The sequence below is a fragment of the Ruegeria sp. AB5 genome, assembly GCF_056542645.1.
Window position 1 is genome coordinate 32,690 of record NZ_JBQGAE010000001.1, and the last position, 22,935, is coordinate 55,624.

The window sequence follows — 22,935 nt, forward strand, 5'->3', positions numbered from 1 at the left end:
GCAATGGCGCAGGGTAAGAAACCGATAGTATGGCTCAGCTTCGCAATGGCCAGCGCGTCCAGCATAAGAGGCTTCAAGGCAGATGTTGTGCTTGAAAACATGGATCGTGCAGTCGACGCGATGAAAAGGAGTAACCTTGGCGAACCTTTGCCGGCGGACCGTTTCCCGAAGGAAATGTATGCTAAGTACAAAGACAAAAAGGAAAAAAACAACCCGATATTTTTAATGCCGGTGGAACTTGGACGGTTTCCGCCGCCTGCGCAGAGGTTTTGCTCCAGTTTGATCTTGGAAAAGGCAGTCTTTACCCTGTCAAACTCTTTCAACATGATCGAATGACACCTGTGGAAGGCGAATACTACAGTCTCAATTTTGGTGCACAAAAGACAGCGGTGCTGATGGATCAGTGCAAACGCATCAGAAAACCGTATGAAGATTATGACATTTGGGAACCGCCGATGGCGGCTCAGGATAATGATGTCACCGTGGCCGCGTCCGCCCTTGATGGACCGGACCTTTGGATCGTCACGCAAATGCGTCGCGCGTTTTTCGTGAGTGATGCGCTGGCTCAAGCGCTGCGTGAGGCAAAGGTCTCGCGCCCGTTTAAGTTGCGCAAGTGTGTCGTGATCTAACGCACTAATCAGGGATTTGCCGCTGTTGCCTCAGTCCGCGGTATCCGGAACGTGACATATTCGTTTTCTGCGCTACACTTCCCTCATGCGCTGGGTCTTTGCGGCATTGATGGTGATTTCGGGCGGGGCGGCGGCGCAGGAGCGGCAACCCAGCCATTGCATTGCAATCGCAGACGCAGCACCCGGAATCGAGTACATCCAAAAAGCGTCCTGGCAGGACCCGGTGCCAGAGTTTTCGGTGCGGATCAGCTACATCGCGCATGCGTCTTTCCTGATCCAAACGCAGGGCGGGCTGAACGCGGTCACTGATTTCACCGGCTTTATCGGCAGCGCCGATCTTATCCCGGATGTGGTGACGATGAACCACGCCCATAGCACCCATTGGACGGCGCACCCGGACCCGGCCATTCCGCATGTGCTGCCGGGCTGGGGAGAGTTCGGGCAGGGTATCGAGCATCATTTGGATTTGGGTGAATTGCTTGTTCGCAATGTCTCGACCGATATCAGGTCGGCTTATGGCGGGGTCGAGGAAAAGGGAAACTCGATTTTTGTGTTCGAGGTCGAAGGCCTGTGTATTGGCCACCTGGGTCATCTGCATCACGTACCCTCGGATGAGCAGTTCGCCGCGCTGGGGCGGTTGGATGTAGTCATGGCAGCTGTGGATGGCGGGACGACCATGCCTTTGCCCGAGATGATCTCGGTGCTCAGGCGCCTGAAAAGCTCGGTGATCATCCCGATGCACTGGTTTTCCAGCTTCTCGCTGGATCGCTTTCTGGCGGATATCCGCAATGACTTCCCGGTCGAGCGCGACGGGGTGTCCGAGCTGACAGTCTCACTGAGAACACTGCCGGACCGGCCCACCGTGGTCGTGCTGGAGCCGCAATACCTGATCGATCCGGAATAGGGCTTGCCGGACGGATTTGGGTTGGGCAAGGAAGGGCTATGCAACTGAACCCAGCCGATGATCGATTTGCCGATGCAATTCATACCGCTTTGGGACGTGACATCCTGCGCCCGGTCGCCGAGCGTTATGCGGAAGAGCCGCGCAACCGCTTTGTGGGCCACATTGGGCTCTTGGCCTTGCCGCGCAGTGTCGAGGAGGTGGCAACGCTGATCCGGCTCGCCTTTGACGCACATGTGCCGGTCGTGCCGTACGGGGGCGGCACGGGCCTAGTGGGCGGTCAAGTCATGCCAGATGGTCCCGTCCCCCTGTTGATTTCACTGGAGCGGATGACAGCCATTCGCGCGGTTTACCCCACTGAAAACGTTCTGATTGCCGAAGCGGGGGCCATTCTTGAAGATGTGCACGCAGCCACCGAGGATGCCGACCGTTTATTTCCGCTTTCTCTGGCCGCACAAGGGTCGTGCCGGATCGGTGGAAATCTTGCGACCAATGCCGGGGGCGTCAACGTTTTGCGCTATGGGAATGCGCGGGATCTGTGTTTGGGGCTTGAGGCAGTTCTGCCCAACGGTGAAATATGGCACGGGCTCAGCCGCTTGCGGAAAGACAACACGGGCTATGATCTGCGCAATTTGCTGATTGGGTCCGAAGGAACGCTGGGCATCATCACCGCTGCGTCGCTGAAGCTGTTCCCGCGCCCGGCCAGTGTAGGCACTGCGATGTTTCAGGTGGCTTCGCCCGAGGCGGCGATCGATCTGCTGGCCATGACACGCGATCTGGTGGGCGAGACGGTCAGTTCTTTTGAGTTGATCCACCGGCAGGGGTTCAACTTCCTGACCGAAATGGTGCCGGATGTCCGCCAGCCTTTTGACAGCCCGCCTGAATGGTGTGTGCTGGTCGAACTGGGATTGGCGGCGGGGCAGAATCCTTCCGAGGCTTTGGAATCGATTTTTGCCGCCGCTGAGACATCCGGCTTTGTCAGCGACGGCGTGATCGCTCAAAGCGAGGCGCAACGTAGTGATCTGTGGGCCGTGCGTGAACGCATCCCCGAGGCAAACCGTCTGATCGGTTCGGTCTCAAGCCACGATATCTCGGTGCCGATTTCAGCGATCCCTGAGTTCATCCGCCAGGGGGCCGAGGTTGTCGGCGCGCTTGGTCCGTTTCGGATCAATTGTTTTGGACATTTGGGTGACGGCAATCTGCACTACAATGTGTTCCCCCCGAAGGGGCAGAGCCGCGAAGATTTCGTGGATCGTCGTGCTGCTGTAAAACGGGCGGTGCACGACTTGGTGCATTCTTTTCACGGGTCGGTCAGTGCCGAACATGGCGTCGGGCGGTTGAAGGCCGATGATCTGGAACGCTACGGCGATCCGGCCAAGCTGCGGGCTATGCGGGCTATCAAGGCTGCTCTGGACCCGAAAGGGATCATGAATCCCGGAGCGGTTCTCAAACGGTAAACACGGCCCAGAACATCCGGGCCGTGCCCAGTAGTGCTTACGAGGCGGGCAGAATGACCTTGTCGATCACGTGGATCACGCCATTGGATGTCTCGATATCGGCTTGAACGACGTTGGCGTCGTTCACCATAACACCAGAATCCAGATCGATTGTGATGTCCCCACCTTGGACGGTCGCTGCGGTCATGTCATCGGACAGGTCGCCCGACATCACCTTGCCCGGCACCACGTGGTAGGTCAGCACGGCCACCAGCTGATCCTTGTTCTCGGGCTTCAGCAATTCGGCCACTGTACCTTCGGGCAGGGCCGCAAAAGCCTCGTCTGTTGGGGCAAACACGGTGAACGGGCCATCGCCTTTCAGCGTATCGACCAGTTCGGCGGCCTGAACGGCGGCGACGAGCGTTTCAAAGCTTCCGGCTGCGACGGCAGTGTCAACGATGTCCTTGCCATGGCCATCCGCCATGGCCGAGGTGCCCAAAAGGATGGTTGCGACACTGGCGACTGCGAGTTTGCGGAACATGATGTAATCTCCCAAGTTAGAAATGCTTCAAGCAGCATCAACCGGGATACGGCGGGCGGTGCATACGGATCACGCAGGGCGTGCAAAGAGTTTCATTGAAATGCACCTGACCCGCGCTAAGCTCGCGCAGATTCAGATTTCAACTCAAAAATATGTGAATGTTACGGGATCAGAGGCCTTCGAACTCACACAGGACATGAACATCCATCCCCATGTCCTCCAGCACTTTTCGACCGCCCAGTTCCGGCAGATCAATGATGAAGGCGCAAGAAATAATCTCACCACCCAGTCGTTCGATCAGTTTGATGCCAGCGCCAGCGGTTCCGCCAGTGGCCAGCAGATCGTCGACAACCAGAACCTTCTCACCCGCTTGAATGGCGTCATCGTGGATCTCGACAATCGCTTCGCCATATTCCAGTTTGTAGTCCTGACTGATCGTGGTGCCGGGCAGCTTGCCCTTTTTGCGGATCGGTACAAAGCCCACACTCAGCTGGTGCGCAATGGCCCCGCCCAGAATGAAACCACGTGCTTCGAGGCCGACGACCTTGTCGATACGCTCACCGGCATACGGGTGCAACATTTGGTCGATGGCCATACGAAACCCGCGCGGATCGGCAAAAAGGGTGGTGACATCGCGGAACATGATCCCTTCGTGGGGAAAGTCGACAATGGTTCGGATGTAATCCTTGACCGAGTTGTTTCTGGACATGCGGCACCCCTTTTGGCGTCAGAACACGCCGGGGTGTTTGGCCCATCAGGGTCACGCATGCAAGGATAGAATCCTGTCCAGCTTTACTTGCGCCGCGTCGGCACGGCCTTCGACAACCCGTAATACCGATATAGCGAGGCAGGCAGCCACGACAGGTGAGGTTTGCGCCAATTGCGCTGGTCGCGCAAAAGAAATGCCTGAGCAGCATGAAGGTTCATTGCCATAATCCTTTTTTTGTTGTTAGGTGCCCGATATCTACAACTTCTATGCTATGTATATACAATGCATCGCTAAAGGAATCAAGGGACTGACAGGATCAATTCACGTGGCAAAGAAAGACGGCAAGGGTTCTACCAAGAAAAACAGCCAGTTGGTGTTGCGTCTGGACAAGGATGAACGAGATGCCTTTGTTGAATTGTGCAAAGAGCTGGACACGTCGGCAGCACGCGAAATTCGCCGCTTTATCCGCGGGTTCATGAAAGAGAATGCAGACGATTAGGCAGGTCGCCGCAGAACTGCAGTGGCAACGCCCATTCCAATCAGGGCCAATCCTCCGAACCGTGTCATCGCGTTGATAACGCCCGCGCGTCCGATCATCACGCGAAGCCGGTCCGCAAGCAGGGCATAGGCCAGCGCGTTCAGCCATGCGAGGCCCACGAAGGTTGCAATCAGAATGACGAATTGCGGGCCCAAGGGCTCGGCCGGGCGCAGGAATTGCGGGACGAAGGCGATAAAGAAGGCAATGGATTTCGGGTTCAGAGCAGTCACGGCTGCAGCATGTCCGAATACCCCGCGTGCAGTGACATCGCGCCCGGTTTCAATCGGATTCAGCCCACCAGACGGCGCACTGCGCAACAGTTTGATGCCCAACCAGACAAGATAGGCCGCTCCGACCCACTTCAGCACTGTGAACAGGGTCGCGGATGCAAGAACCAGAGCGCCGAGTCCCAGCAGTGATGCCGTCATCGCAATCAGATCGCCGACGGCGACGCCTGTGGCCGAAGACACTGCCACGCTGCGCCCTTTCGACAGCGCGTAGCTGAGCACCAGCAAAACGGTCGGACCTGGGATCAGCAGCAATGCGGTCGACGCGGCCACAAAGGCCAACCAGAGTTCAAAAGACATCGGGTATCCTGTTCTTATGCGTCTTGCAGCAAGCCCCGACCAGACGCGGGGGTCAAGCGCTTTTGGCCCCCTTCCGAAATTCTTAAAGCAAGATGAAGTCGGGTTCATCTGTCTTGAACCCGACGCACAGACCCCCAAACTAATAGGATCGGAGTATTGATCGGAGGCCCCAATGGTGCAAAGCGAGAGCCTGGGACAAGGCCGCAATGGTCGGTTGACCAAAGCCGTCATCGTTCTGATCGCAGTGATCGGGGCGCTCTATCTGCTGGCCGTTGGCTATATGTACGTCAATCAGCGCGATTTACTGTTTAAGCCGATGGGCGTCCTGCCCGAGCCTGCCGCAGTTGGTCTGGCGGATGTCGAAGTCCTGTCGCTGCCCATGTCCGATGGCACCGAGGTGACTGTGTGGTCTGCGCCGGCGGTTGCCGAGGGGGCTCCGACTGTCCTGTTTTTCCACGGGCAGAGCGGCAATCTGGCTGACCGCGCCGAACGCTTCCGTGAGATTCTGAACAGCGGCTATGGGCTTTTTGCCCCAAGCTATCGCGGATATCCGGGTAGTGCAGGTGCCCCGTCCGAAACGGCCTTTGTGTCAGACGGGATCGAACTGTTCGATCGGCTGGACGCTCAGGGCGCATCCGTTGTCCTGCATGGTCAAAGCCTTGGAACCGGCGTCGCAGCAGCCGTCGCCGTACAGCGCCAAGACGCCGCCATGCTGGTGCTGGAAGCGCCCTTTACGGCAACCGTCGATGTTGCAGGCGAACGCTATCCATGGTTGCCGGTCTCTCTGCTGATGACGGATCAGTTCGCCACTCGCGACATTATTGGCGGCATAGATGTCCCGACGCTGATTTTCCATGGTTCAGCGGACACAGTCGTGCCGCCGCACCACGCCCAAGCCCTTGCTGATCGGGCCAGTGCTGCGCAGCTACATATGATCGATGACGGCACTCATGATGACCTTTGGGCACATGGTTTGTGGCAGGTGGTCCAAGACAGCCTGCCACAATCCTGAGCCTAGAGAATCCGACCCGCCACTGCGTCCAGCTTTGCAAGTACGGTCAGGTCACGCTCTTCCGGGGCCGTCAGGATTGCGTATTCCAGCGCCCGGTCACACCCGTGCGGGCAGGGCGCTCGCACCGGACCCAGCAGCGCAGGCAGGCCTTTCACCAGTGCACGGCCTTTATCGGCATTGCCGGTCAGAGTGGCGATAATTGCGGTCACATCGACCTCTCCATGATCGGGATGCCAACTGTCATAGTCGGTGACCATCGCGACCGAGGCATAACAAAGCTCGGCCTCGCGGGCGAGTTTCGCCTCGGGCATATTGGTCATGCCGATCACATCGCACCCCCATTGCTCGCGATACATCTTGGATTCAGCCAAAGTTGAAAACTGAGGCCCCTCCATCGCCAGGTAGGTGCCGCCGCGATGAACGGTGATACCGGCGCCGATCCCCGCTGTTTCACACGCGTCCGACAGGCGCGGGCAGGTCGGATGGGCAACGCTGACATGAGCCACGCAGCCGGTTCCGAAAAAGCTTTTCTCGCGCGCGAAAGTGCGGTCGATGAATTGATCCACGATCACGAAATCTCCGGGTGCCATGTGCTCGCGAAAAGATCCGCAGGCAGAGACCGAAATCACGTCTGTCACGCCCAGCCGCTTCAACGCGTCGATATTGGCGCGATATGGCACCTCGGTCGGCGAATGAATGTGGCCGCGCCCATGACGGGGCAGAAACGCCATTTCGACCCCGTTCAGCGAGCCCGTCAGGATTTTGTCGGATGGTACGCCCCACGGCGTTTCAACCCCAACCCATTCCGCATTTTCCAGCCCGTCGATGTCATAGATGCCGGATCCGCCGATAACGGCAATTTTCGTTTGGGTCACGCTGGGCCTCCGCAGGTTTTTTGTGCATCAGATTTCTGGGCGTCGCAGAGGAAATTGGCAAGTGCGGTCAACCGTTTGTTTTGCCATTGGGCCTATTTCGTGATGAGGCATGCGCACAGCGCATATCAGGGTCCCGCCAGGTGCGGTATCTCGCGGCCGGTTTGACAGGTAGAAGGCCCCCTTTCGCGCGACCATAAAGACCCATAGGACCGTTTCATGCCCCGAGCCATGCTGGCAAGCTTTGCCAACCGTATCGCCAAGCCCGATCTGCGTTGGATGCCCGACGAGGGTTTGACCGTCTCGCGCCTGCGGATCGAGCTGCTGTCAGGGCTGACCGTTGCGCTGGCACTGGTCCCAGAAGCAGTGGCTTTCGCGTTTGTGGCCGGTGTTCACCCGTTGGTTGGGCTCTATGCGGCGTTTATGGTGGGTCTGATCACGGCACTGATCGGTGGTCGCCCCGGCATGATCTCGGGTGCAACCGGTGCGCTGGCGGTGGTCATGGTGGCCCTGGTGGCGCAACACGGGGTCGAGTACCTGTTCGCGACCGTGGTCCTTATGGGGGTTTTGCAGGTGATTGCGGGTGCAATGCACTGGGGTCGCTTCATTCGTCTTGTGCCGCATCCTGTGATGTTGGGCTTTGTAAACGGGTTGGCGATCGTGATCTTTCTGGCCCAAATGGGCCAGTTCAAGGTGCCCGGGACCATGGAAAACACCGGCCACGGGATGAGCGGTGGCGAGTGGCTTTCGGGTCTGCAACTGTATACGATGCTTGGCCTTGTGGGGCTGACCATGGCCGTGATCTGGGTAATGCCGCGTATCACGCGGGTTATTCCCGCACCATTGGCCGGTATTCTGGTCATTGCTGCGTTGGTGATTGGCTTTGGTTTGGATGTGCCGCGTGTCGGCGACCTCGCTTCGATTGAGGGCGGCCTGCCCGCGTTCCATATCCCGATGGTTCCGCTGAACTGGGAAACCTTCGAAATCATTCTGCCCTACGCCGTCATTCTGGCCGCCATCGGCCTGATCGAATCCCTGCTGACCTTGAACCTTGTGGGTGAGATCACGGGCAAACGAGGCGGCGCGTCGCAGGAATGCATCGCGCAGGGCGTCTCGAACGTGGCCACCGGCTTTTTCGGCGGTATGGGCGGTTGCGCGATGATCGGCCAATCAATGATCAACGTGAAATCCGGCGGTCGCACCCGAATTGCGGGTATCGCAGCGGCGTTGTTCCTGCTGATCTTCATCCTGTTTGCCTCTCCTCTGATTGAGCAAATCCCGCTGGCCGCACTGGTCGGCGTGATGTTCATGGTGGTGATCGGCACCTTCGCCTGGAATTCGTTCAAGATTATGCGCAAGGTGCCGCTGATGGACGCTTTCGTGATCGTTCTGGTGACCGTCGTGACAGTGATGGAGGACCTCGCGGTTGCGGTGGTCGTGGGCGTGATCGTCTCGGCCCTCGCGTATGCCTGGAACAACGCAAAACGCATCCATGCGGTTACGCGCGAGTCGGAGACCGAGAAAGGTGCCAAGGTCTATGAAATTCAAGGGCCATTGTTCTTTGGCTCGTCCGATGGGTTCGTCGAAATCTTTGACGTCGCCAACGATCCTGAGACGGTGATTGTGGACTTTGCTGAAAGCCGGGTTGTGGACCAGTCAGCCCTTCAAGCCATCGAAAACGTAGCCGCCAAATACGAGGCTGCGGGCAAGCGCGCGATGCTGCGCCATCTCAGCCGCGACTGTCACAAGCTGCTGAACAAAGCCGGTCACCTGATGGTCGATAGCGACGACGACCCGGACTATGGTCTGGCCGTGGATTACTCGGTTCGTACCGGCATTCTGGGCGGTCACTAAGCGAACAAAGGCGACCTTGGGGTTGCCTTTTGCTAGAGTGCAATGCGCTCTAGTGCGTCAATATCACCGGCTAGCAGGGCCTCTTCGGCTTGGGCAATCCGCTCGACTGGCCAATCCCACCATTTCAGTGCAAGCAGCCGGTCCACCACGTCCGGCGCAAACCGGAACCGTTGAACTTGGGCGGGGTTCCCCATGACGATGGCATAGGGCGGGACCTTGCCGCGCACGACGGACCCCGCACCGACAATGACCCCGTCACCGATCTGCGCGCCCGGCAGGATCAACGCACCGTAGCCGATCCAGACATCGTTGCCGATCACCGTGTCTCGGGTGTCCGGCTGATAGCCCAACAGGTTTGCCGGATCGAAGATCGGGAAGGGATAGCACGTTATCCCGTCCATCGCATGGTTGGCCGATGCCGTGATGAAACGGACACCATGAGCGATCTGACAGAACCTGCCCAGGACCAGCTTTTCCCGAGAGAACGGGAACAGAAACGGTGCCAGCCGACTGGCCCAGTCCTGCGGCGGTTCAAAGTCCGAGGCATAGCTGTAGTCACCGGCCTGAACCCGCGGATGGTCAATGGCCTGAGACAGGAACACCGTGCCGTCGTGCTCAGAGCCGTCGGGCAACGTTATCGGATATCTGCGTGCGGCGTCGGGCAGGGGCATCAGTCGTCCGGTCTGGTCAGGCTAAAGACTTCGGACACAACGGCGTAGTCGCGATACCCAAGGCGCGACAGCGGATTGAAACTGGTCACGTCGAACTTGCCGTCGCGGATATGATCGTCATGCAGATGAATACCTGTGACTTCACCAAACACGACCCGGTTGGCCACGCCCGGCAGGGTAACGATCTTGGTCAGCTTGCACTCCAGCGCGGCGGGGGCCCCTTCGACTCGCGGACAAGGAATGGTGTCGCATTCAACGGGCGTCAGACCAGCATGAGCGAACTCATCGATATCCTTGGACAAGCCTTCAGAACTGGCGTTCATGGCATCCCGATGTGCGTTGGCGACGACATTCACGCAGAACACACCGGTTGCTTCGATGTTGGCGACGCTGTCCTTGCCGCCATCCTGATCGTGTTTTGCGCCTGTTGAGGCGAACATGACTTGCGGCGGAAAATACGCAACTCCGTTGAAGAAGGAATACGGCGCCAGATTGTTCACCCCATCCGTGCTGCGGGTCGAGATCCATCCAATCGGGCGTGGGGTGATGATGGCATTGAACGGGTTGTGCGGCAGGCCGTGGCCGTCTTCGGGGCGATAGAACATTCACATCTCCAAGCGTTTGCCCAAGGCGTATCGAAGTGCTAGGGCGAATGCCAGCAAGGAAATGAGGGCCGGGGTGCAGCAGTTCGAGATCAGGCCGGAAGAGCCGGAGGATTGGTGGGAGGTCGAGGCCCTGTATGACCTGTGCTTTGCACCGGGGCGCGAGGCGCTGTCCTCGTACCGGATGCGCGACGATGTGCCCCCGGTCGCTGGTTTGTCGATGGTGGCGCGCGACGGGCAGGGCATTCTGGCAGGCGCCATTCGCTTCTGGCCGGTCCATGTGGGTCATCATGATGCTCTGTTGCTTGGGCCGGTCGCGGTTCACCCGACGCATCAGGGTGAGGGTTTGGGCGGATATCTGATTCACTCAGGCGTCGAGGCAGGGCTGGAACAGGGGTGGGAGCGGGTCATGCTGGTCGGTGACGCGCCATATTATGCCCGGTTCGGGTTCCTGTCCTTGCAGGGGGTCGAGATGCCTCCACCGACCAACCCGGATCGCATCCTGGGTATGGCTTTAGCCCCCGGAGGATGGGACGAGGTCAAGGGTCTTGTGAAACGCTGGACGCGCTGAACTATTGAAACGCAGCCCAGAAATGCCGATCTCTATGGGAACGGAGGGTTCGGATGCAGGATGTCGTGCTTGTAGACAATGTGGACGCCGAGGCGGAATTGGATCGGCTGGCCGAACATTACCGCTCGGCCGGTGGAGCTGGTGTCAAACTGCTGAACGCGCTGGGCGGATCAGCGGAATCTCTGCTTGAGCAACTGCCCGAACTGATACGCAACGGCCTGACCGGCGCGACTGAACAGGCCCTTTGGGTCGCTATGGGGGCTGCTCAAGGATCCCGGCGCGCGGTGCCGGATCAGGCCCCCTGGGTCAATACCGCCGTCACAACAGCGATGGGTGCCGCAGGCGGTTTGGGCGGGTTGTCCACGGCATTGGTCGAACTGCCTGCCACCACGACCCTTTTGCTGCGCTCGATTCAAGGAGCTGCGGCGCGCGAAGGCTTTGATCCCGCTGAGGAAAATGTGAAATTCGATTGCGTGCGCGTCTTGTCCGCCGCCGGGCCATTGTCGCATGACGATGGGGCCGATCTGGGGTTCTTTTCGGTGCGCCTGACGCTGACGGGGCCCGCGATGCAGAAACTGATTGCAGCAGTGGCGCCTCGGCTGTCGGTTGTTCTTGGTCAGAAACTGGCGGCGCAATCCGTGCCGGTTCTGGGTGCGCTGGCCGGTGGGGGCACGAACTATGTCTACACCAGATATTACCAGCAGATCGCGCATGTGCATTTCGGCTTGCGCAGGTTGGCGATGGACGCGAATGTTTCGCACGAGGCGTTGGTGCGCAGGCTAAGCGCACGGATGTAGATCGGCCCGGAACAGACCCTCTGCTTGGCTGAATTCGCATCATGTGGTATGGTAAATTTGGCCAACCGCAATATAGAACCCAAAAACAAGCGGTACGGCGAACAGGCAATGACCCGATACGGAAGGTGTGCGAGGCAATGAAGGCACGGCAGCAATCCCTTTTGATTGCCGGAACCGACCAACTTCCGGTTGTGCCCCAATCTGCGGCCCTGTGTTATCGGTTCCAGCACGGTCGACCGGAAGTTCTTTTGATTACGACCCGCCGTGCAAAGCGCTGGAGTGTCCCAAAGGGCTGGCTGATCGATGGGTTGAGCGCTTCGGAAACCGCCATGCAGGAAGCATGGGAAGAGGCTGGCGTGGTCGGGAACTGTGCACCGACGCGCGTGGGTCGGTTTTCCTTGGTCAAAACATGCTCTGTACGGGGGCGTGTGCTGTGCTCAGTGGATGTTTTTCCGCTGCATGTAACTGCGGTGCATGGTCAGTTTCCAGAGAAAGGTGAACGCAAGCGCAAATGGTGCGCGATTGAAAAAGCTGCCCGGAAAGTCGCCTCGCCCGAACTTGCTGAAGTATTGCGCAGATTTGCGCCTCGTGTACATTAAACTTAATCTGGAAAGACTTGATATTGAAGTTGTCGTCGGTATCTATTCGCCAACCGACATTTTGGACGGACCATGATTCAGTACGCATTGAAGTGCAGCAAGGACCACAGATTTGACAGTTGGTTCCAATCTGCCGAAGCATATGACAAGCTTTCTGCCGCGGGTATGGTGACCTGCGCGGTCTGTGGCTGTGCGCATGTGGAAAAAGCAATCATGACCCCGCGCGTGCGGCCTGCCCGGTCAGCACAAAAAACCACGGAAAAACCTGCGCCAACTTCGGAAGAGATCAACGTGACCAGTGCGCCCGCAGATGTCGAGCGGGTTCTGGCCGAGCTGCGCCGCAAAATCGAAAAGACCTCGGACTATGTGGGTCCCCAATTCGCCACTGAGGCGCGCAAGATGCATTTGGGCGAAGCGCCCGAACGGTCGATTTATGGCGAGGTCAATCCTGACGAAGCCAAAGCCCTGATGGAAGACGGTGTTCCGGTTGCTCCGCTGCCCTTTGTTCCCAGTAGAAAGACGAACTGACCCATGCATATTGTGATCACCGGAGCCAACCGTGGTATCGGACGGGCTCTGGCAGATCGGTACCGCGCGCACGGTCACAGCGTCACCGGAACCGCGCGAGACGGCAGTGCCGAAGTACAACTGGATGTGGCAGACCCGGTGCAGCAAGCCGCCATGGCGCAACAGTTGCAGGGCCGACCTGTCGATCTGCTGATCTGCAACGCCGGGGTTTATCTGGACAAAGGTCACAGCATTGATGGTTATCCGGCCGAAATGTGGGCGCAAAGTTTTGCGGCCAATGTGACCGGCGTGTTTCTGACGATCCAATCCCTTCTGCCCAACCTGCGGACAGCACAGGGACGGATTGCGATCATGTCATCGCAGATGGCGTCGCACACCCGCGCGCCCGGCGGCAGCTATATCTACCGCGCGTCCAAGGCTGCGGCGTTGAATCTGGGGCGCAATCTTGCAAGCGACCTGAAAGCTGATGGCATCGCCGTCGGCATCTATCATCCCGGTTGGGTGCAAACCGATATGGGCGGAACTGCGGCTGATATTCATGTCGATGAGGCTGTTGCAGGCCTGATTGAGCGATTTGATACGCTTTCACTCGACACCACGGGCTGTTTCGAAACCTATGACGGTCAACCGCACGTCTATTGAGTGTTCAGCGCGGCTTTGGGCAGTTCATAGACTTCGCCGGGGTCGATGAAAATTATCATCAGATCACCGCGTTCTTCATAGTTGATCGGCGAGGTTGAGCTACTGGAATCAGGGATGCCGTCCGTGAAATAAATATTTCGCACATCGCCGGTCGGCAGCAACACGGCCAGAGTGGTGGTGCCATCGTCGCGGCGGCGCAGTTCGGCGTTGCAGCTTTGCAATGGGGCCCCGGAAATTGCAGCACACGGAACCGTTCCAAGCGCGTTCTGGCCGTCTGTTCCAGCCAGGCTTGCGACCTGCGCCAACGCAGGGGACGAGAAAAGGGCAAAAGCGATGGCGAGACGGAGCATAATAACCTCTTGGAATAGCTGTGCGCTCTAGGCTGACACTGTGCCCGGGCAATGTAAAGCGGCCCAGGGTCGCAGCATGGTTCCGCTTGCACCTCTTGCCCTTGCGGCCCCCCTCGCATATGAGGCTCGCAACCTCAAATCCAAGGCGCGGAGACGACTGCCCCCATGCCCGTACTCGTGATGAAATTCGGCGGCACATCTGTTGCCAATCTTGACCGCATCCGCCGCGCCGCAAAACGCGTGGGTGTCGAGGTGGCCAAAGGGTATGACGTGATCGTCATCGTCTCGGCGATGTCGGGCAAAACCAATGAGTTGGTTGGTTGGGTTGATGAAACTTCGCCGCTATATGATGCGCGCGAATACGATGCCGTGGTCTCATCGGGCGAAAACGTCACCGCAGGGCTTATGGCGCTGACGCTCCAGGAAATGGATGTTCCCGCGCGCAGCTGGCAGGGCTGGCAGGTTCCCCTGCTGACCAATGGCGCCCATTCCGCGGCCCGGATCGAGGAAATCCCGACGGACAACCTGAACCAGAAATTTGGTGAGGGCATGAGAGTGGCGGTTGTTGCAGGCTTTCAGGGCCTCAGCCCCGAAGGTCGGATCACCACGCTGGGCCGGGGTGGATCGGACACGACAGCGGTCGCCTTTGCGGCCGCGTTCGAGGCCGAGCGCTGCGACATCTACACCGATGTGGATGGTGTCTACACAACAGACCCGCGCATCTGTGAAAAGGCGCGCAAGCTTGAAAAGATATCGTTCGAGGAAATGCTCGAACTGGCCTCGCTTGGGGCCAAGGTGCTGCAAACCCGCTCGGTCGAGCTGGCGATGCGCTACAAGGTGCGCCTGAGGGTGCTGTCCAGTTTCGAAGAACAATCCGACAATGCAGGCACACTGGTCTGCCACGAGGAGGATATCATGGAATCCAATGTAGTGGCCGGTGTGGCCTATTCCCGCGATGAGGCCAAGATGACCGCTGTTTCGGTGGCAGACCGTCCCGGCATCGCCTCGACCATTTTCACAGCGCTCAGCGATGAGGGTGTGAATGTGGACATGATCGTGCAGAACATCTCGGATGAGGGGCGCACGGACATGACCTTTTCTTGCCCCACCGATCAGGTTGCGCGGGCAGAAAAGGCGCTGCTGGGTATCAAGGAAGCTGGCGAACTGAACTTTGCCGAACTGGTTGCGGATACCGATGTCTGCAAGGTCTCGGTGGTTGGGATCGGCATGCGTTCGCAATCGGGTGTTGCGGCCAAGATGTTCAAGGTACTCTCGGATGAGGGGATCAACATCAAGGTCATTACAACCTCTGAGATTAAAATTTCCGTTCTTGTTGACAGGAAATACATGGAACTTGCGGTTCAGGCACTGCATGATGCCTTTGAACTGGATAAGGCGGCCTGAGCTGATCGGCCAAGGGTTTCGTCTGACGCACTGATTGGGTTGGGCCATGGCGGACGGTACGGAAACAGAATCCCGCAAGCTGCTGGTGCGGCTGCGCGAGGAGATGGCGAGCGAGGCCGCCGGTCAGGAGCGTCTTGACCGGATTACGCGGCTGATTGCGGATAGCATTCGCTGCGAGGTGTGCTCGATCTATCTGTTCCGGGACGAGGAAACCCTTGAACTTTGCGCGACCGAAGGTCTGTCTCAGGAAGCGGTGCACCAAACGCGGATGCGGTTGGGCGAAGGTTTGGTGGGGCGGGTCGCCCAGTCCGGTAAAGTGGTGAACACGGCGGATGCCCCGTCCGCCAAAGGGTTCCGTTTCATGCCGGAAACCGGCGAGGAACGCTATTCCTCGTTCCTTGGGGTTCCGGTGCAGCGGTTGGGGCAAAAACTGGGCGTTCTGGTTGTCCAGTCGCGCGACGCACGCGAGTTTTCGGCCGATGAGATATACGCGCTGGAAGTCGTCGCCATGGTTCTGGCCGAAATGGCCGAGCTTGGTGCATTCGTTGGCGAAGGGGCGGCCTTGTCGCCCTTGCACCAGCAGTCGGTACAACTGTCTGGGGGACCTGCGCAAGAGGGCTCTGCCGAGGGTCATGTCTGGTTGCATGAACCGCGTGTTGTCGTCACCAATCCGATTGCCGAGGATCCCCACCGCGAACGTGAGAGGTTGGTCGAAGCGGTTGAGGAACTGCGCGTCGGCGTCAACAAGATGCTCGAAATCTCGCAGGGTGGCGACAAAGAGCAGCTGCAGGTTCTGGAAGCTTACCGCATGTTTGCCAATTCCAAAGGTTGGATGCGGCGGATGGAAGAAGACATCGGCCTGGGCCTAAGCGCCGAAGCTGCGGTCGAGAAGGAACAAACCCAGGCCCGTGTCCGTATGGGTCAGGTGAACGACCCCTATTTGCGCGAACGTTTGGCGGATTTGGACGACCTCAGCAACCGTCTGCTGCGCATCCTGACTGGGCAGGGCAAAACCGACAGCGCCGATTTGCCGCCCGATCCCATTCTGGTGGCGCGCAACATCGGGCCCGGCGATCTGCTGGAATATGGCCGGTCGCTGAAGGCCATCGTGCTCGAGGAAGGTTCTGTCGGCAGCCACGCCACCATCGTGGCGCGCGCGTTGGCGATCCCTTTGGTCGTGCATGTGGGACGGATCACGACAGAAGCGCTGAACGGTGATCATATATTGGTTGATGGGGATCAGGGCGTGGTGCATCTGCGGCCCGAAGATACCGTGGTCAGTGCCTTCCGTGACAAGATCGCCATGCAGGCCAAAGCGCAGGAGCGCTATGCCTCGATCCGGGAAACCCCGGCCGTGACGCAGGACGGCGCGCGGATCAATCTGGTGATGAACGCAGGGTTGATGGCCGATTTGCCGTCGTTGAACAATTCCGGGGCTGAAGGCGTGGGGCTGTTCCGGACCGAGCTTCAATTTCTGGTCCGCAACCAGATGCCCAAACGTTCGGAATTGGTGACGCAGTATCAACGCGTTCTGGATGCGGCAGGCGACAAGCGCGTTGTCTTCCGCACCCTGGATATCGGGTCGGACAAGGTTCTGCCCTATATGAAACACGTGGCAGAGCCGAACCCTGCCTTGGGGTGGCGCGCGATCCGGGTGGGTTTGGACAAGCGCGGCGTGATGCGAATGCAGCTTCAGGCCCTGTTGCGTGCCGCGAATGGCCGCCCGCTGACGATCATGTTCCCTTTCGTGGCGCAGGCCGACGAATTCCGCGAGGCCCGATGGGAGGTCAACAAGACCATCGAGCGGGAAAAGCGTCTGGGCCATCTTCTGCCCGAGACACTGGAAGTCGGAGCGATGCTGGAAACCCCGTCGCTGGGTTTTGCACCGCAAAAGTTCTTTGACGAGGTCGATTTCATTTCGATTGGCGGCAACGACCTGAAACAGTTCTTCTTTGCAGCCGACCGCGAAAACGAACTGGTTCGCCGTCGCTATGACACGTTGAATGTCAGTTTCCTCAGCTTTATCGAACGGATTGTCGAGCGCTGCAGCATCTCGGACACCCCGCTTAGTTTCTGCGGCGAAGATGCGGGTCGCCCGGTCGAGGCGCTGTGCCTTGCCGCGATGGGTATCCGCACCCTGTCGATGCGCCCTGCCTCAATCGGGCCGGTCAAAAGCGTGCTGCTGCGCGCGAACCTGCAAGAGCTGCGCAAGATCATCGCAGACGCCCGCCATCGCGGTGAACAATCGGTGCGTCCAGCCGTGATGGAGTGGCTGCGCGGTCAGGGGTAGCCCCTGAATCGGACGAATCCGGCGATTCTATGCTTGATTTATTCGCCTCGGCTTTCTATTTACGCCATGAATGTTAGCGATAACAATTCTTAAAAAGCGTCTCATGCCGCTGGGTGTGGGACCCGCAAGCTGCCATGCTAAGTTAAGCTTGGCGCATTCGACAAAAGGAAACAGACCATGGTGTCACGCGTTATTCCGGTAGATCCGTTCGACCTCGTGTTGTTCGGCGCGACCGGTGATCTGGCGCAGCGCAAGATTCTGCCGGGGCTGTATCATCGGTTCCAGGTTGGCCAGATGCCGGAAAACGCGCGCATCATTGGCACGGCGCGATCAGACATGGACAGCGACGGATTTCGCGATCAGGTGCGCGCCTCGATGCGGGAATTCGCGCCTGGCTTCAAGAAAGATACGCTGGACCAATTTCTTACCCATGTCGAATATGTGCCCGTCGACGCGCTGGGTGAGGCCGGTTGGGACGGGCTGAAAGCTGTTTTGCGCGGCGATGTGGTCCGGGCCTTTTACTTGTCCGTTGGACCAAACCTATTCGCCGGTATTGCTCAGCGTCTGCAAGATAGCGGGTTGGCGACACCCGACAGCAGGATCGTGGTTGAAAAACCCTTTGGCCATGATCTGGCCTCGGCCAATGCTTTGAATGCCGGTCTGCGCGCCTGTTTCGAAGAACATCAAATCTATCGAATCGATCACTATCTGGGCAAGGAAACCGTGCAGAACCTGATGGCGCTGCGCTTTGCCAATTCCTTGTTCGAACCGCTCTGGAATTCCACCCATATCGACCACGTTCAGATCACCGTCGCCGAGACAGTGGGCGTAGAAGGGCGCGGTGCCTATTACGATCAATCCGGCGCAATGCGCGACATGATCCAGAACCACCTTGTGCAGCTTCTGTGTCTGACCGCGATGGAGCCGCCGTCGAAATTTTCGCCCAACTCCGTCCGGGATGAAAAGGTCAAGGTGATCGAGGCGCTGGAACCGGTCGAAGCCCAGGACATCGCGCGTGGTCAGTATCGCGCGGAAAAGGGCGATGATGGGTATGTTGATCATGTTGGCAACCCGGCCAGCCGCACCGAAAGCTTCATTGCGTTAAAGGTCCATCTGGGCAACTGGCGCTGGGCTGGGGTGCCGTTCTATCTGCGTACAGGCAAGCGACTGCGTGCCCGCGAATCCGAAATCGCAGTCTTCTTTCGGGACCCGCCGCATACGATCTTCCCAAATGTCGGACCGTTGCGCGGCAACGTGCTGGTGATCCGCCTGCAACCGGATGAAGGTATCACGCTGCGCACCACCATCAAGGATCCGGGGCCGGGCGGTTTCCGTCTGTCCGACGTATCACTGGACATGAGTTTTGCAGACGCTTTGGGCGACGATGCCAGCGCTCCGGACGCGTATGAGCGGCTGGTGATGGATGTCATCCGTGGCGACCAGACCCTGTTCATGCGCGGGGACGAAGCCGAAGCCGCCTGGGCCTGGGTCGACCCCATCATTCAAGGCTGGGAACAGCGCGGCGATCGCCCCTCGCGTTATGATCAGGGCAGTTCAGGCCCGGAAGAAGCATTGATGCTGATGCATCGCGATGGGCGCCGTTGGCGTCAGATCGGAGGTTAGTCATGGTTCATTCAGTCATCACCAACGTAACCCAGCGGATCATTGACCGCAGCGCCGACCTGCGCGGCCCACATCTGGAGCGGATGGATCAGGCCAAATCCAAAGGTCCCGCGCGCGGGCATTTGTCCTGTAGCGGTCAGGCTCATGCCTATGCGGGCGCAGGTGAAGACCAGCAGTCGATGGCGACCGGCAGTGCGGGGAATCTGGGCATTGTCACTGCCTACAATGACATGCTGTCCGCCCACCAGCCGTTTGAGCGCTATCCCGAACTGATCCGTCAGGCGATCCGCATCGCGGGTGGCACGGCGCAGGTTTCAGGCGGGGTGCCCGCCATGTGCGATGGCGTGACCCAAGGCGAGGCCGGGATGGAGTTATCGCTGTTTTCGCGAGATGTGATTGCCCTTGCTGCTGGCGTATCGCTCAGCCACAACACCTATGATGCGGCGGTCTTCCTGGGGGTCTGTGACAAGATCGTTCCCGGGTTGGTTATCGCCGCGCAAAGCTTCGGTCATCTGCCCGCAGTCTTCCTACCTGCTGGTCCGATGACCAGCGGCTTGCCAAATGACGAAAAGGCCAAGGTACGGCAGCAATTCGCGGCTGGTGAAGTGGGGCGTGATGCGCTGATGGCTGCCGAAATGGCCGCCTATCATGGTCCGGGCACCTGCACGTTCTACGGAACCGCGAACACCAACCAGATGCTGATGGAATTCATGGGCCTGCACCTGCCGGGTTCAAGTTTCATCAACCCCAACACACCGCTGCGGGACGCGCTGACCGAAGAAGGCGCACGCCGCGCCCTGTCTCTCAGCGCTTTGGGAAACCATTACACGCCCGTTTGCAAGGTTCTGGATGAACGCGCTTTTGTGAATGGGATCGTTGGTCTGATGGCCACGGGTGGATCGACGAACCTGCTGATCCACCTGATCGCAATGGCGCGTGCCGGTGGTATCGTTCTGGATTGGCAGGATTTTTCGGACATCTCCGCTGTCGTCCCTCTGGTGGCACGCGTCTATCCCAACGGTCTGGCCGATGTGAACCACTTCCACGCGGCGGGTGGTCTTGGGTATACGATCAGGACTTTGCTGGACGACGGCCTGTTGCACCCCGATACCCTGACCGTCGCAGGGCAGGGCCTGCACCACTATACGCAGGACCCCAAACTGATCGACGGCGAGTTGGTCTGGCAGGACGGTACAGACTACAGCCTGAACGAAAAGATCGTCCGTTCGGCCAAAGACCCGTTTCAACCCACTGGCGGCTTGTCTCGCCTGACAGGCAATTTGGGAACGGGCGTTATGAAGGTCTCGGCCGTAGCGCCCGAACACCAGGTGGTCGAAGCCCCTGTTCGGGTTTTCCAAGATCAGGCCGCCGTCAAAGCGGCGTTCAAGGCTGGTGAGTTCACGGATGACGTTATCGTCGTCGTCCGTTTCCAGGGCCCCAAGGCCAACGGTATGCCTGAACTGCATTCCCTGACCCCGATTCTGTCGATCCTGCAAGGGCGTGGACAGAAGATTGCACTGGTCACCGATGGGCGCATGTCGGGGGCCTCTGGCAAGGTGCCGGCCGCGATCCATGTCTGCCCCGAGGCACTGGATGGTGGTGCCATCGCCTATCTGCAAGACGGTGATCTGCTGCGCGTAGATGCGGTAAAGGGCGAGTTGGAGATCCTTACGCCGGGCGTACTGGATCGTGCCCCGGCAACTGCCGATCTCTCGGCCAACCAATATGGTGTCGGGCGGGACCTATTTGGCACCTTCCGCGCCAATGTCGGCTCTGCCGATAGCGGTGCCAGTATTTTCGGAGTGTAAGAGATGTCCAAAACCCAACGTACCCGTGAGATCTGCGCGCTGGCTCCGATCGTTCCGGTTCTGGTTGTCGATGATGCAGGGCACGCGCGCCCGTTGGCCGAGGCGCTGGTTGCCGGGGGGTTGCCCGCGCTTGAGGTCACTTTGCGCACTCCGGCAGCCTTGGATGTCATTCGCGCCATGTCCGAGGTCCCCGGAGGTGTCGTTGGGGCAGGTACGCTTGTGGCCCCCGAAGATGTGCGCGCCGCCAAGGCGGCAGGCGCGCAGTTCGGTGTCTCTCCGGGCGCAACTGACAAGCTGATCGCCGCCAGCGAGGCCGAAGACCTGCCTCTGCTGCCCGGTGCGGCCACAGCCAGCGAGGCGATGGCGCTGCTGGAAAAGGGCTACGACATGCTGAAATTCTTCCCGGCCGAGGCCTCGGGCGGCGCGCCAGCCCTGAAAGCGATCGGAGCACCGCTGCCTCAGATCACGTTCTGTCCGACGGGTGGAGTCTCACCGACGAACGCCGGCGATTATCTCTCGTTATCCAATGTCATTTGCGCGGGCGGCAGCTGGGTCGCGCCCAAGCAAATGGTGCAGGATGGCGACTGGAGCGGGATCGAAGCACTGGCGCGGGATGCGGCCAGGCTGATGGATTGACGCCGTCTGCCGTCACGCTAGGGTAGGGGCAATTCAAACAGGTTGCCCCCATGACAAATCAAAGCTCGCTCGCGCACGGGCGCGAGTATCTGGCCATCCCCGGCCCTTCGGTCATGCCGGACGCGGTGCTTCAGGCGATGCACCGCCCATCACCCAACATCTATGACGGTGCGTTGATCGAGATGATGCCCGCGCTGATCGGCGACCTGAAAAGGGTGGCCCGAACCCAGCATGATGTCGCGATTTACATTGCCAACGGTCACGGGACATGGGAAGCCGCCTTGTCCAACGTGATCGCCCCGGGCGAAACCGTTCTGGCCCCGGCCTCGGGCGCGTTTGCGCATGGCTGGGCCGACATGGCAAAGGGGATCGGAGCCAAGGTTGATCTGATCGATTTCGGCCCGTCTGCCCCCTGGAATTTTGAGCAGATCGCCGATGCCCTGCACGCGGACACGGCGCATCAGATCAAAGCCGTTCTGGCCGTGCATGTGGACACCTCAAGCTCGATCCGCAACGACATTGCAACCTTGCGTGCCCTTCTGGACGAGTTGAACCACCCGGCACTGTTGATGGCAGACTGCATCGCTTCATTGGGCTGCGACCGGTTCGAGATGGATGGCTGGGGTGTCGATGTCGTGGTCACGGCCTGCCAGAAAGGTCTGATGACGCCGGCAGGTGTTGGCTTTGTTTTCTTCAACGACAAGGCGCAAGCCAAACGTGCGGCCATGCCCCGTGTGTCGCAATACTGGGATTGGCACCCGCGCGCGAATCCGGATCTGTTCTACCAGTATTTCAACGGCACCGCGCCGACCCACCACCTTTATGGGTTGCGCGCTGCGCTCGACATGATCCATGGCGAGGGGATGGAAAAGGTGTGGTCCCGCCATGAACACCTTGCCAAAGCCATCTGGATCGCTTGCGAAACCTGGTCCCAGGATGGGGCCTTGAGCCTGAATGTGGCCGATCGTGCCCATCGCAGCCGCGCCGTAACCGCCCTGCGTCTGACGGATGGGCGTGGAACGCCACTGCGCAACTACACCGAGTCGCAACTGGGTCTGACCCTTGGGATCGGCCTTGGGATGGATGATAGTGACGGCTGTTTCCGTCTTGGCCATATGGGACATGTGAATGCCCAGATGGTCATGGCAATGTTGGGCAGTGTCGAAACCGCAATGGCCGCCCTCGACATCCCGCGTGGCGCCGGTGCCTTGGACGCAGCCGCTGCGGTGCTGGCCGACCCGGACCCTTGATCCGTACCAATCGTGGTCACACGTCCTTTTTCAGGGCATAATGCTACCGGCGCGGTGTGAACAGATATTTTTGCAGGCTCATCTT

26 protein-coding genes are annotated in these 22,935 nt (G+C 59.2%); 18 read left to right on the forward strand and 8 right to left on the reverse strand.

Annotation, left to right across the window (positions count from 1 at the left end):
- Positions 1-3 precede the first annotated feature (3 nt).
- From ACR0L4_RS00160 to ACR0L4_RS00175, 4 genes are all read left to right on the forward strand, one after another.
- Complete coding sequence (locus ACR0L4_RS00160) at positions 4-336, forward strand: hypothetical protein (protein ID WP_480509679.1); 333 nt, start codon at positions 4-6, stop codon at positions 334-336.
- Positions 219-629: a hypothetical protein gene (locus tag ACR0L4_RS00165; RefSeq protein WP_480511104.1), complete on the forward strand. Its 411-nt coding sequence runs from the start codon at positions 219-221 to the stop codon at positions 627-629. Before ACR0L4_RS00160 ends, ACR0L4_RS00165 begins: the two co-directional genes overlap by 118 nt.
- Positions 630-714: 85 nt before the next feature.
- Positions 715-1,533, forward strand: a complete 819-nt coding sequence (locus tag ACR0L4_RS00170; RefSeq protein WP_170753218.1) for an MBL fold metallo-hydrolase — start codon at positions 715-717, stop codon at positions 1,531-1,533.
- A 38-nt stretch (positions 1,534-1,571) separates the two neighbouring features.
- Complete coding sequence (locus tag ACR0L4_RS00175) at positions 1,572-2,987, forward strand: FAD-binding oxidoreductase (protein WP_480509681.1); 1,416 nt, start codon at positions 1,572-1,574, stop codon at positions 2,985-2,987.
- A 37-nt stretch (positions 2,988-3,024) separates the two neighbouring features.
- Here the strand turns inward: ACR0L4_RS00175 and ACR0L4_RS00180 are convergent, their stop codons facing one another.
- From ACR0L4_RS00180 to ACR0L4_RS00190, 3 genes are all read right to left on the reverse strand, one after another.
- Positions 3,025-3,507, reverse strand: coding sequence for a fasciclin domain-containing protein (locus tag ACR0L4_RS00180; protein ID WP_480509683.1), 483 nt, complete (start codon positions 3,505-3,507; stop codon positions 3,025-3,027).
- Positions 3,508-3,676: 169 nt separating this feature from the next.
- Positions 3,677-4,216 (reverse strand): adenine phosphoribosyltransferase, encoded by a 540-nt coding sequence (locus ACR0L4_RS00185; protein ID WP_170753214.1) that lies wholly within the window; start codon positions 4,214-4,216, stop codon positions 3,677-3,679.
- Positions 4,217-4,299: 83 nt separating this feature from the next.
- A complete protein-coding gene (locus ACR0L4_RS00190; protein WP_480509685.1) occupies positions 4,300-4,434 on the reverse strand; it encodes a hypothetical protein in 135 nt (44 codons plus the stop codon).
- A gap of 107 nt (positions 4,435-4,541) precedes the next feature.
- On the opposite strand from ACR0L4_RS00190, the gene ACR0L4_RS00195 reads away from it, so the two are divergent.
- On the forward strand, positions 4,542-4,715 hold the full coding sequence (locus ACR0L4_RS00195; RefSeq protein WP_170659968.1) for a hypothetical protein: 174 nt from the start codon (positions 4,542-4,544) through the stop codon (positions 4,713-4,715).
- Here ACR0L4_RS00195 and ACR0L4_RS00200 read toward each other — a convergent pair.
- Positions 4,712-5,341, reverse strand: a complete 630-nt coding sequence (locus ACR0L4_RS00200; protein WP_480509688.1) for a LysE family translocator — start codon at positions 5,339-5,341, stop codon at positions 4,712-4,714. The two genes, ACR0L4_RS00195 and ACR0L4_RS00200, sit on opposite strands and share 4 nt — an antisense overlap.
- A gap of 172 nt (positions 5,342-5,513) precedes the next feature.
- On the opposite strand from ACR0L4_RS00200, the gene ACR0L4_RS00205 reads away from it, so the two are divergent.
- Positions 5,514-6,353: an alpha/beta hydrolase gene (locus ACR0L4_RS00205; protein WP_480509690.1), complete on the forward strand. Its 840-nt coding sequence runs from the start codon at positions 5,514-5,516 to the stop codon at positions 6,351-6,353.
- Between the two features lie 2 nt (positions 6,354-6,355).
- On the opposite strand, the gene ACR0L4_RS00210 is transcribed toward ACR0L4_RS00205, so the two are convergent.
- Positions 6,356-7,228, reverse strand: a complete 873-nt coding sequence (locus ACR0L4_RS00210; protein ID WP_480509692.1) for an S-methyl-5'-thioadenosine phosphorylase — start codon at positions 7,226-7,228, stop codon at positions 6,356-6,358.
- A gap of 216 nt (positions 7,229-7,444) precedes the next feature.
- Here ACR0L4_RS00210 and ACR0L4_RS00215 point away from each other — a divergent pair, with 216 nt between their 5' ends.
- A complete protein-coding gene (locus ACR0L4_RS00215) occupies positions 7,445-9,079 on the forward strand; it encodes a SulP family inorganic anion transporter (RefSeq protein ID WP_480509694.1) in 1,635 nt (544 codons plus the stop codon).
- A gap of 32 nt (positions 9,080-9,111) precedes the next feature.
- On the opposite strand, the gene ACR0L4_RS00220 is transcribed toward ACR0L4_RS00215, so the two are convergent.
- Together ACR0L4_RS00220 and ACR0L4_RS00225 are read right to left on the reverse strand one after the other, a co-directional pair.
- The gene (locus ACR0L4_RS00220; RefSeq protein ID WP_480509696.1) at positions 9,112-9,750 is read right to left on the reverse strand and encodes a CatB-related O-acetyltransferase; all 639 of its coding nucleotides are present in this window, start codon (positions 9,748-9,750) and stop codon (positions 9,112-9,114) included.
- Positions 9,750-10,355, reverse strand: a complete 606-nt coding sequence (locus tag ACR0L4_RS00225; protein ID WP_480509698.1) for a flavin reductase family protein — start codon at positions 10,353-10,355, stop codon at positions 9,750-9,752. The genes ACR0L4_RS00220 and ACR0L4_RS00225 overlap by 1 nt, the downstream gene beginning before the upstream one ends.
- Before the next feature lie 73 nt (positions 10,356-10,428).
- Between ACR0L4_RS00225 and ACR0L4_RS00230 the strand changes: the two genes are divergently transcribed.
- The 5 genes from ACR0L4_RS00230 (at position 10,429) to ACR0L4_RS00250 (ending at position 13,489) form a co-directional block, all read left to right on the forward strand.
- A complete protein-coding gene (locus ACR0L4_RS00230; RefSeq protein ID WP_480509700.1) occupies positions 10,429-10,923 on the forward strand; it encodes a GNAT family N-acetyltransferase in 495 nt (164 codons plus the stop codon).
- Positions 10,924-10,976: 53 nt separating this feature from the next.
- Positions 10,977-11,720, forward strand: a complete 744-nt coding sequence (locus ACR0L4_RS00235; RefSeq protein WP_480509702.1) for an EcsC family protein — start codon at positions 10,977-10,979, stop codon at positions 11,718-11,720.
- Between the two features lie 137 nt (positions 11,721-11,857).
- Entirely contained in the window at positions 11,858-12,319 is a 462-nt protein-coding gene (locus ACR0L4_RS00240) for an NUDIX hydrolase (protein ID WP_480509704.1), read from the forward strand.
- Positions 12,320-12,391: 72 nt separating this feature from the next.
- Positions 12,392-12,847, forward strand: coding sequence for a DUF1178 family protein (locus ACR0L4_RS00245; protein ID WP_480509706.1), 456 nt, complete (start codon positions 12,392-12,394; stop codon positions 12,845-12,847).
- A gap of 3 nt (positions 12,848-12,850) precedes the next feature.
- Positions 12,851-13,489, forward strand: coding sequence for an SDR family NAD(P)-dependent oxidoreductase (locus ACR0L4_RS00250; RefSeq protein ID WP_480509708.1), 639 nt, complete (start codon positions 12,851-12,853; stop codon positions 13,487-13,489).
- Here the strand turns inward: ACR0L4_RS00250 and ACR0L4_RS00255 are convergent.
- Positions 13,483-13,839, reverse strand: coding sequence for a hypothetical protein (locus ACR0L4_RS00255; protein ID WP_480509710.1), 357 nt, complete (start codon positions 13,837-13,839; stop codon positions 13,483-13,485). The two genes, ACR0L4_RS00250 and ACR0L4_RS00255, sit on opposite strands and share 7 nt — an antisense overlap.
- Before the next feature lie 165 nt (positions 13,840-14,004).
- Between ACR0L4_RS00255 and ACR0L4_RS00260 the strand changes: the two genes are divergently transcribed.
- The 6 genes from ACR0L4_RS00260 to ACR0L4_RS00285 all read left to right on the forward strand — a co-directional run bounded on the left by ACR0L4_RS00260 (position 14,005) and on the right by ACR0L4_RS00285 (position 22,850).
- Positions 14,005-15,243: an aspartate kinase gene (locus ACR0L4_RS00260; protein WP_480509712.1), complete on the forward strand. Its 1,239-nt coding sequence runs from the start codon at positions 14,005-14,007 to the stop codon at positions 15,241-15,243.
- 46 nt (positions 15,244-15,289) lie between these two features.
- A complete protein-coding gene (gene ptsP / locus ACR0L4_RS00265) occupies positions 15,290-17,533 on the forward strand; it encodes a phosphoenolpyruvate--protein phosphotransferase (protein ID WP_170753185.1) in 2,244 nt (747 codons plus the stop codon).
- 177 nt (positions 17,534-17,710) lie between these two features.
- Positions 17,711-19,156, forward strand: coding sequence for a glucose-6-phosphate dehydrogenase (gene zwf / locus ACR0L4_RS00270; protein WP_480509715.1), 1,446 nt, complete (start codon positions 17,711-17,713; stop codon positions 19,154-19,156).
- Positions 19,157-19,158: 2 nt separating this feature from the next.
- Positions 19,159-20,964, forward strand: a complete 1,806-nt coding sequence (edd, locus tag ACR0L4_RS00275) for a phosphogluconate dehydratase (protein ID WP_480509717.1) — start codon at positions 19,159-19,161, stop codon at positions 20,962-20,964.
- A gap of 3 nt (positions 20,965-20,967) precedes the next feature.
- The gene (gene eda, locus ACR0L4_RS00280) at positions 20,968-21,600 is read left to right on the forward strand and encodes a bifunctional 4-hydroxy-2-oxoglutarate aldolase/2-dehydro-3-deoxy-phosphogluconate aldolase (RefSeq protein WP_480509719.1); all 633 of its coding nucleotides are present in this window, start codon (positions 20,968-20,970) and stop codon (positions 21,598-21,600) included.
- 50 nt (positions 21,601-21,650) lie between these two features.
- Positions 21,651-22,850, forward strand: a complete 1,200-nt coding sequence (locus ACR0L4_RS00285) for a pyridoxal-phosphate-dependent aminotransferase family protein (RefSeq protein WP_480509721.1) — start codon at positions 21,651-21,653, stop codon at positions 22,848-22,850.
- Positions 22,851-22,935 lie beyond the last annotated feature (85 nt).

Excerpts from the sequence above, each read along its gene's own strand:
- ACR0L4_RS00205 (WP_480509690.1), top strand. The coding sequence starts at position 5,514 with ATGGTGCAAAGCGAGAGCCTGGGACAAGGCCGCAATGGTCGGTTGACC.
- ACR0L4_RS00170 (WP_170753218.1), top strand. The coding sequence starts at position 715 with ATGCGCTGGGTCTTTGCGGCATTGATGGTGATTTCGGGCGGGGCGGCG.
- ACR0L4_RS00220 (WP_480509696.1), bottom strand. The coding sequence starts at position 9,750 with ATGCCCCTGCCCGACGCCGCACGCAGATATCCGATAACGTTGCCCGAC.
- ACR0L4_RS00160 (WP_480509679.1), top strand. The coding sequence starts at position 4 with ATGGCGCAGGGTAAGAAACCGATAGTATGGCTCAGCTTCGCAATGGCC.
- ACR0L4_RS00260 (WP_480509712.1), top strand. The coding sequence starts at position 14,005 with ATGCCCGTACTCGTGATGAAATTCGGCGGCACATCTGTTGCCAATCTT.
- ACR0L4_RS00240 (WP_480509704.1), top strand. The coding sequence starts at position 11,858 with ATGAAGGCACGGCAGCAATCCCTTTTGATTGCCGGAACCGACCAACTT.
- ACR0L4_RS00190 (WP_480509685.1), bottom strand. The coding sequence starts at position 4,434 with ATGAACCTTCATGCTGCTCAGGCATTTCTTTTGCGCGACCAGCGCAAT.
- ACR0L4_RS00255 (WP_480509710.1), bottom strand. The coding sequence starts at position 13,839 with ATGCTCCGTCTCGCCATCGCTTTTGCCCTTTTCTCGTCCCCTGCGTTG.
- edd (WP_480509717.1), top strand. The coding sequence starts at position 19,159 with ATGGTTCATTCAGTCATCACCAACGTAACCCAGCGGATCATTGACCGC.
- ACR0L4_RS00245 (WP_480509706.1), top strand. The coding sequence starts at position 12,392 with ATGATTCAGTACGCATTGAAGTGCAGCAAGGACCACAGATTTGACAGT.
- ACR0L4_RS00235 (WP_480509702.1), top strand. The coding sequence starts at position 10,977 with ATGCAGGATGTCGTGCTTGTAGACAATGTGGACGCCGAGGCGGAATTG.
- zwf (WP_480509715.1), top strand. The coding sequence starts at position 17,711 with ATGGTGTCACGCGTTATTCCGGTAGATCCGTTCGACCTCGTGTTGTTC.
- ACR0L4_RS00180 (WP_480509683.1), bottom strand. The coding sequence starts at position 3,507 with ATGTTCCGCAAACTCGCAGTCGCCAGTGTCGCAACCATCCTTTTGGGC.
- ACR0L4_RS00250 (WP_480509708.1), top strand. The coding sequence starts at position 12,851 with ATGCATATTGTGATCACCGGAGCCAACCGTGGTATCGGACGGGCTCTG.
- eda (WP_480509719.1), top strand. The coding sequence starts at position 20,968 with ATGTCCAAAACCCAACGTACCCGTGAGATCTGCGCGCTGGCTCCGATC.
- ACR0L4_RS00285 (WP_480509721.1), top strand. The coding sequence starts at position 21,651 with ATGACAAATCAAAGCTCGCTCGCGCACGGGCGCGAGTATCTGGCCATC.
- ACR0L4_RS00175 (WP_480509681.1), top strand. The coding sequence starts at position 1,572 with ATGCAACTGAACCCAGCCGATGATCGATTTGCCGATGCAATTCATACC.
- ACR0L4_RS00200 (WP_480509688.1), bottom strand. The coding sequence starts at position 5,341 with ATGTCTTTTGAACTCTGGTTGGCCTTTGTGGCCGCGTCGACCGCATTG.
- ACR0L4_RS00215 (WP_480509694.1), top strand. The coding sequence starts at position 7,445 with ATGCCCCGAGCCATGCTGGCAAGCTTTGCCAACCGTATCGCCAAGCCC.
- ACR0L4_RS00225 (WP_480509698.1), bottom strand. The coding sequence starts at position 10,355 with ATGTTCTATCGCCCCGAAGACGGCCACGGCCTGCCGCACAACCCGTTC.
- ptsP (WP_170753185.1), top strand. The coding sequence starts at position 15,290 with ATGGCGGACGGTACGGAAACAGAATCCCGCAAGCTGCTGGTGCGGCTG.
- ACR0L4_RS00185 (WP_170753214.1), bottom strand. The coding sequence starts at position 4,216 with ATGTCCAGAAACAACTCGGTCAAGGATTACATCCGAACCATTGTCGAC.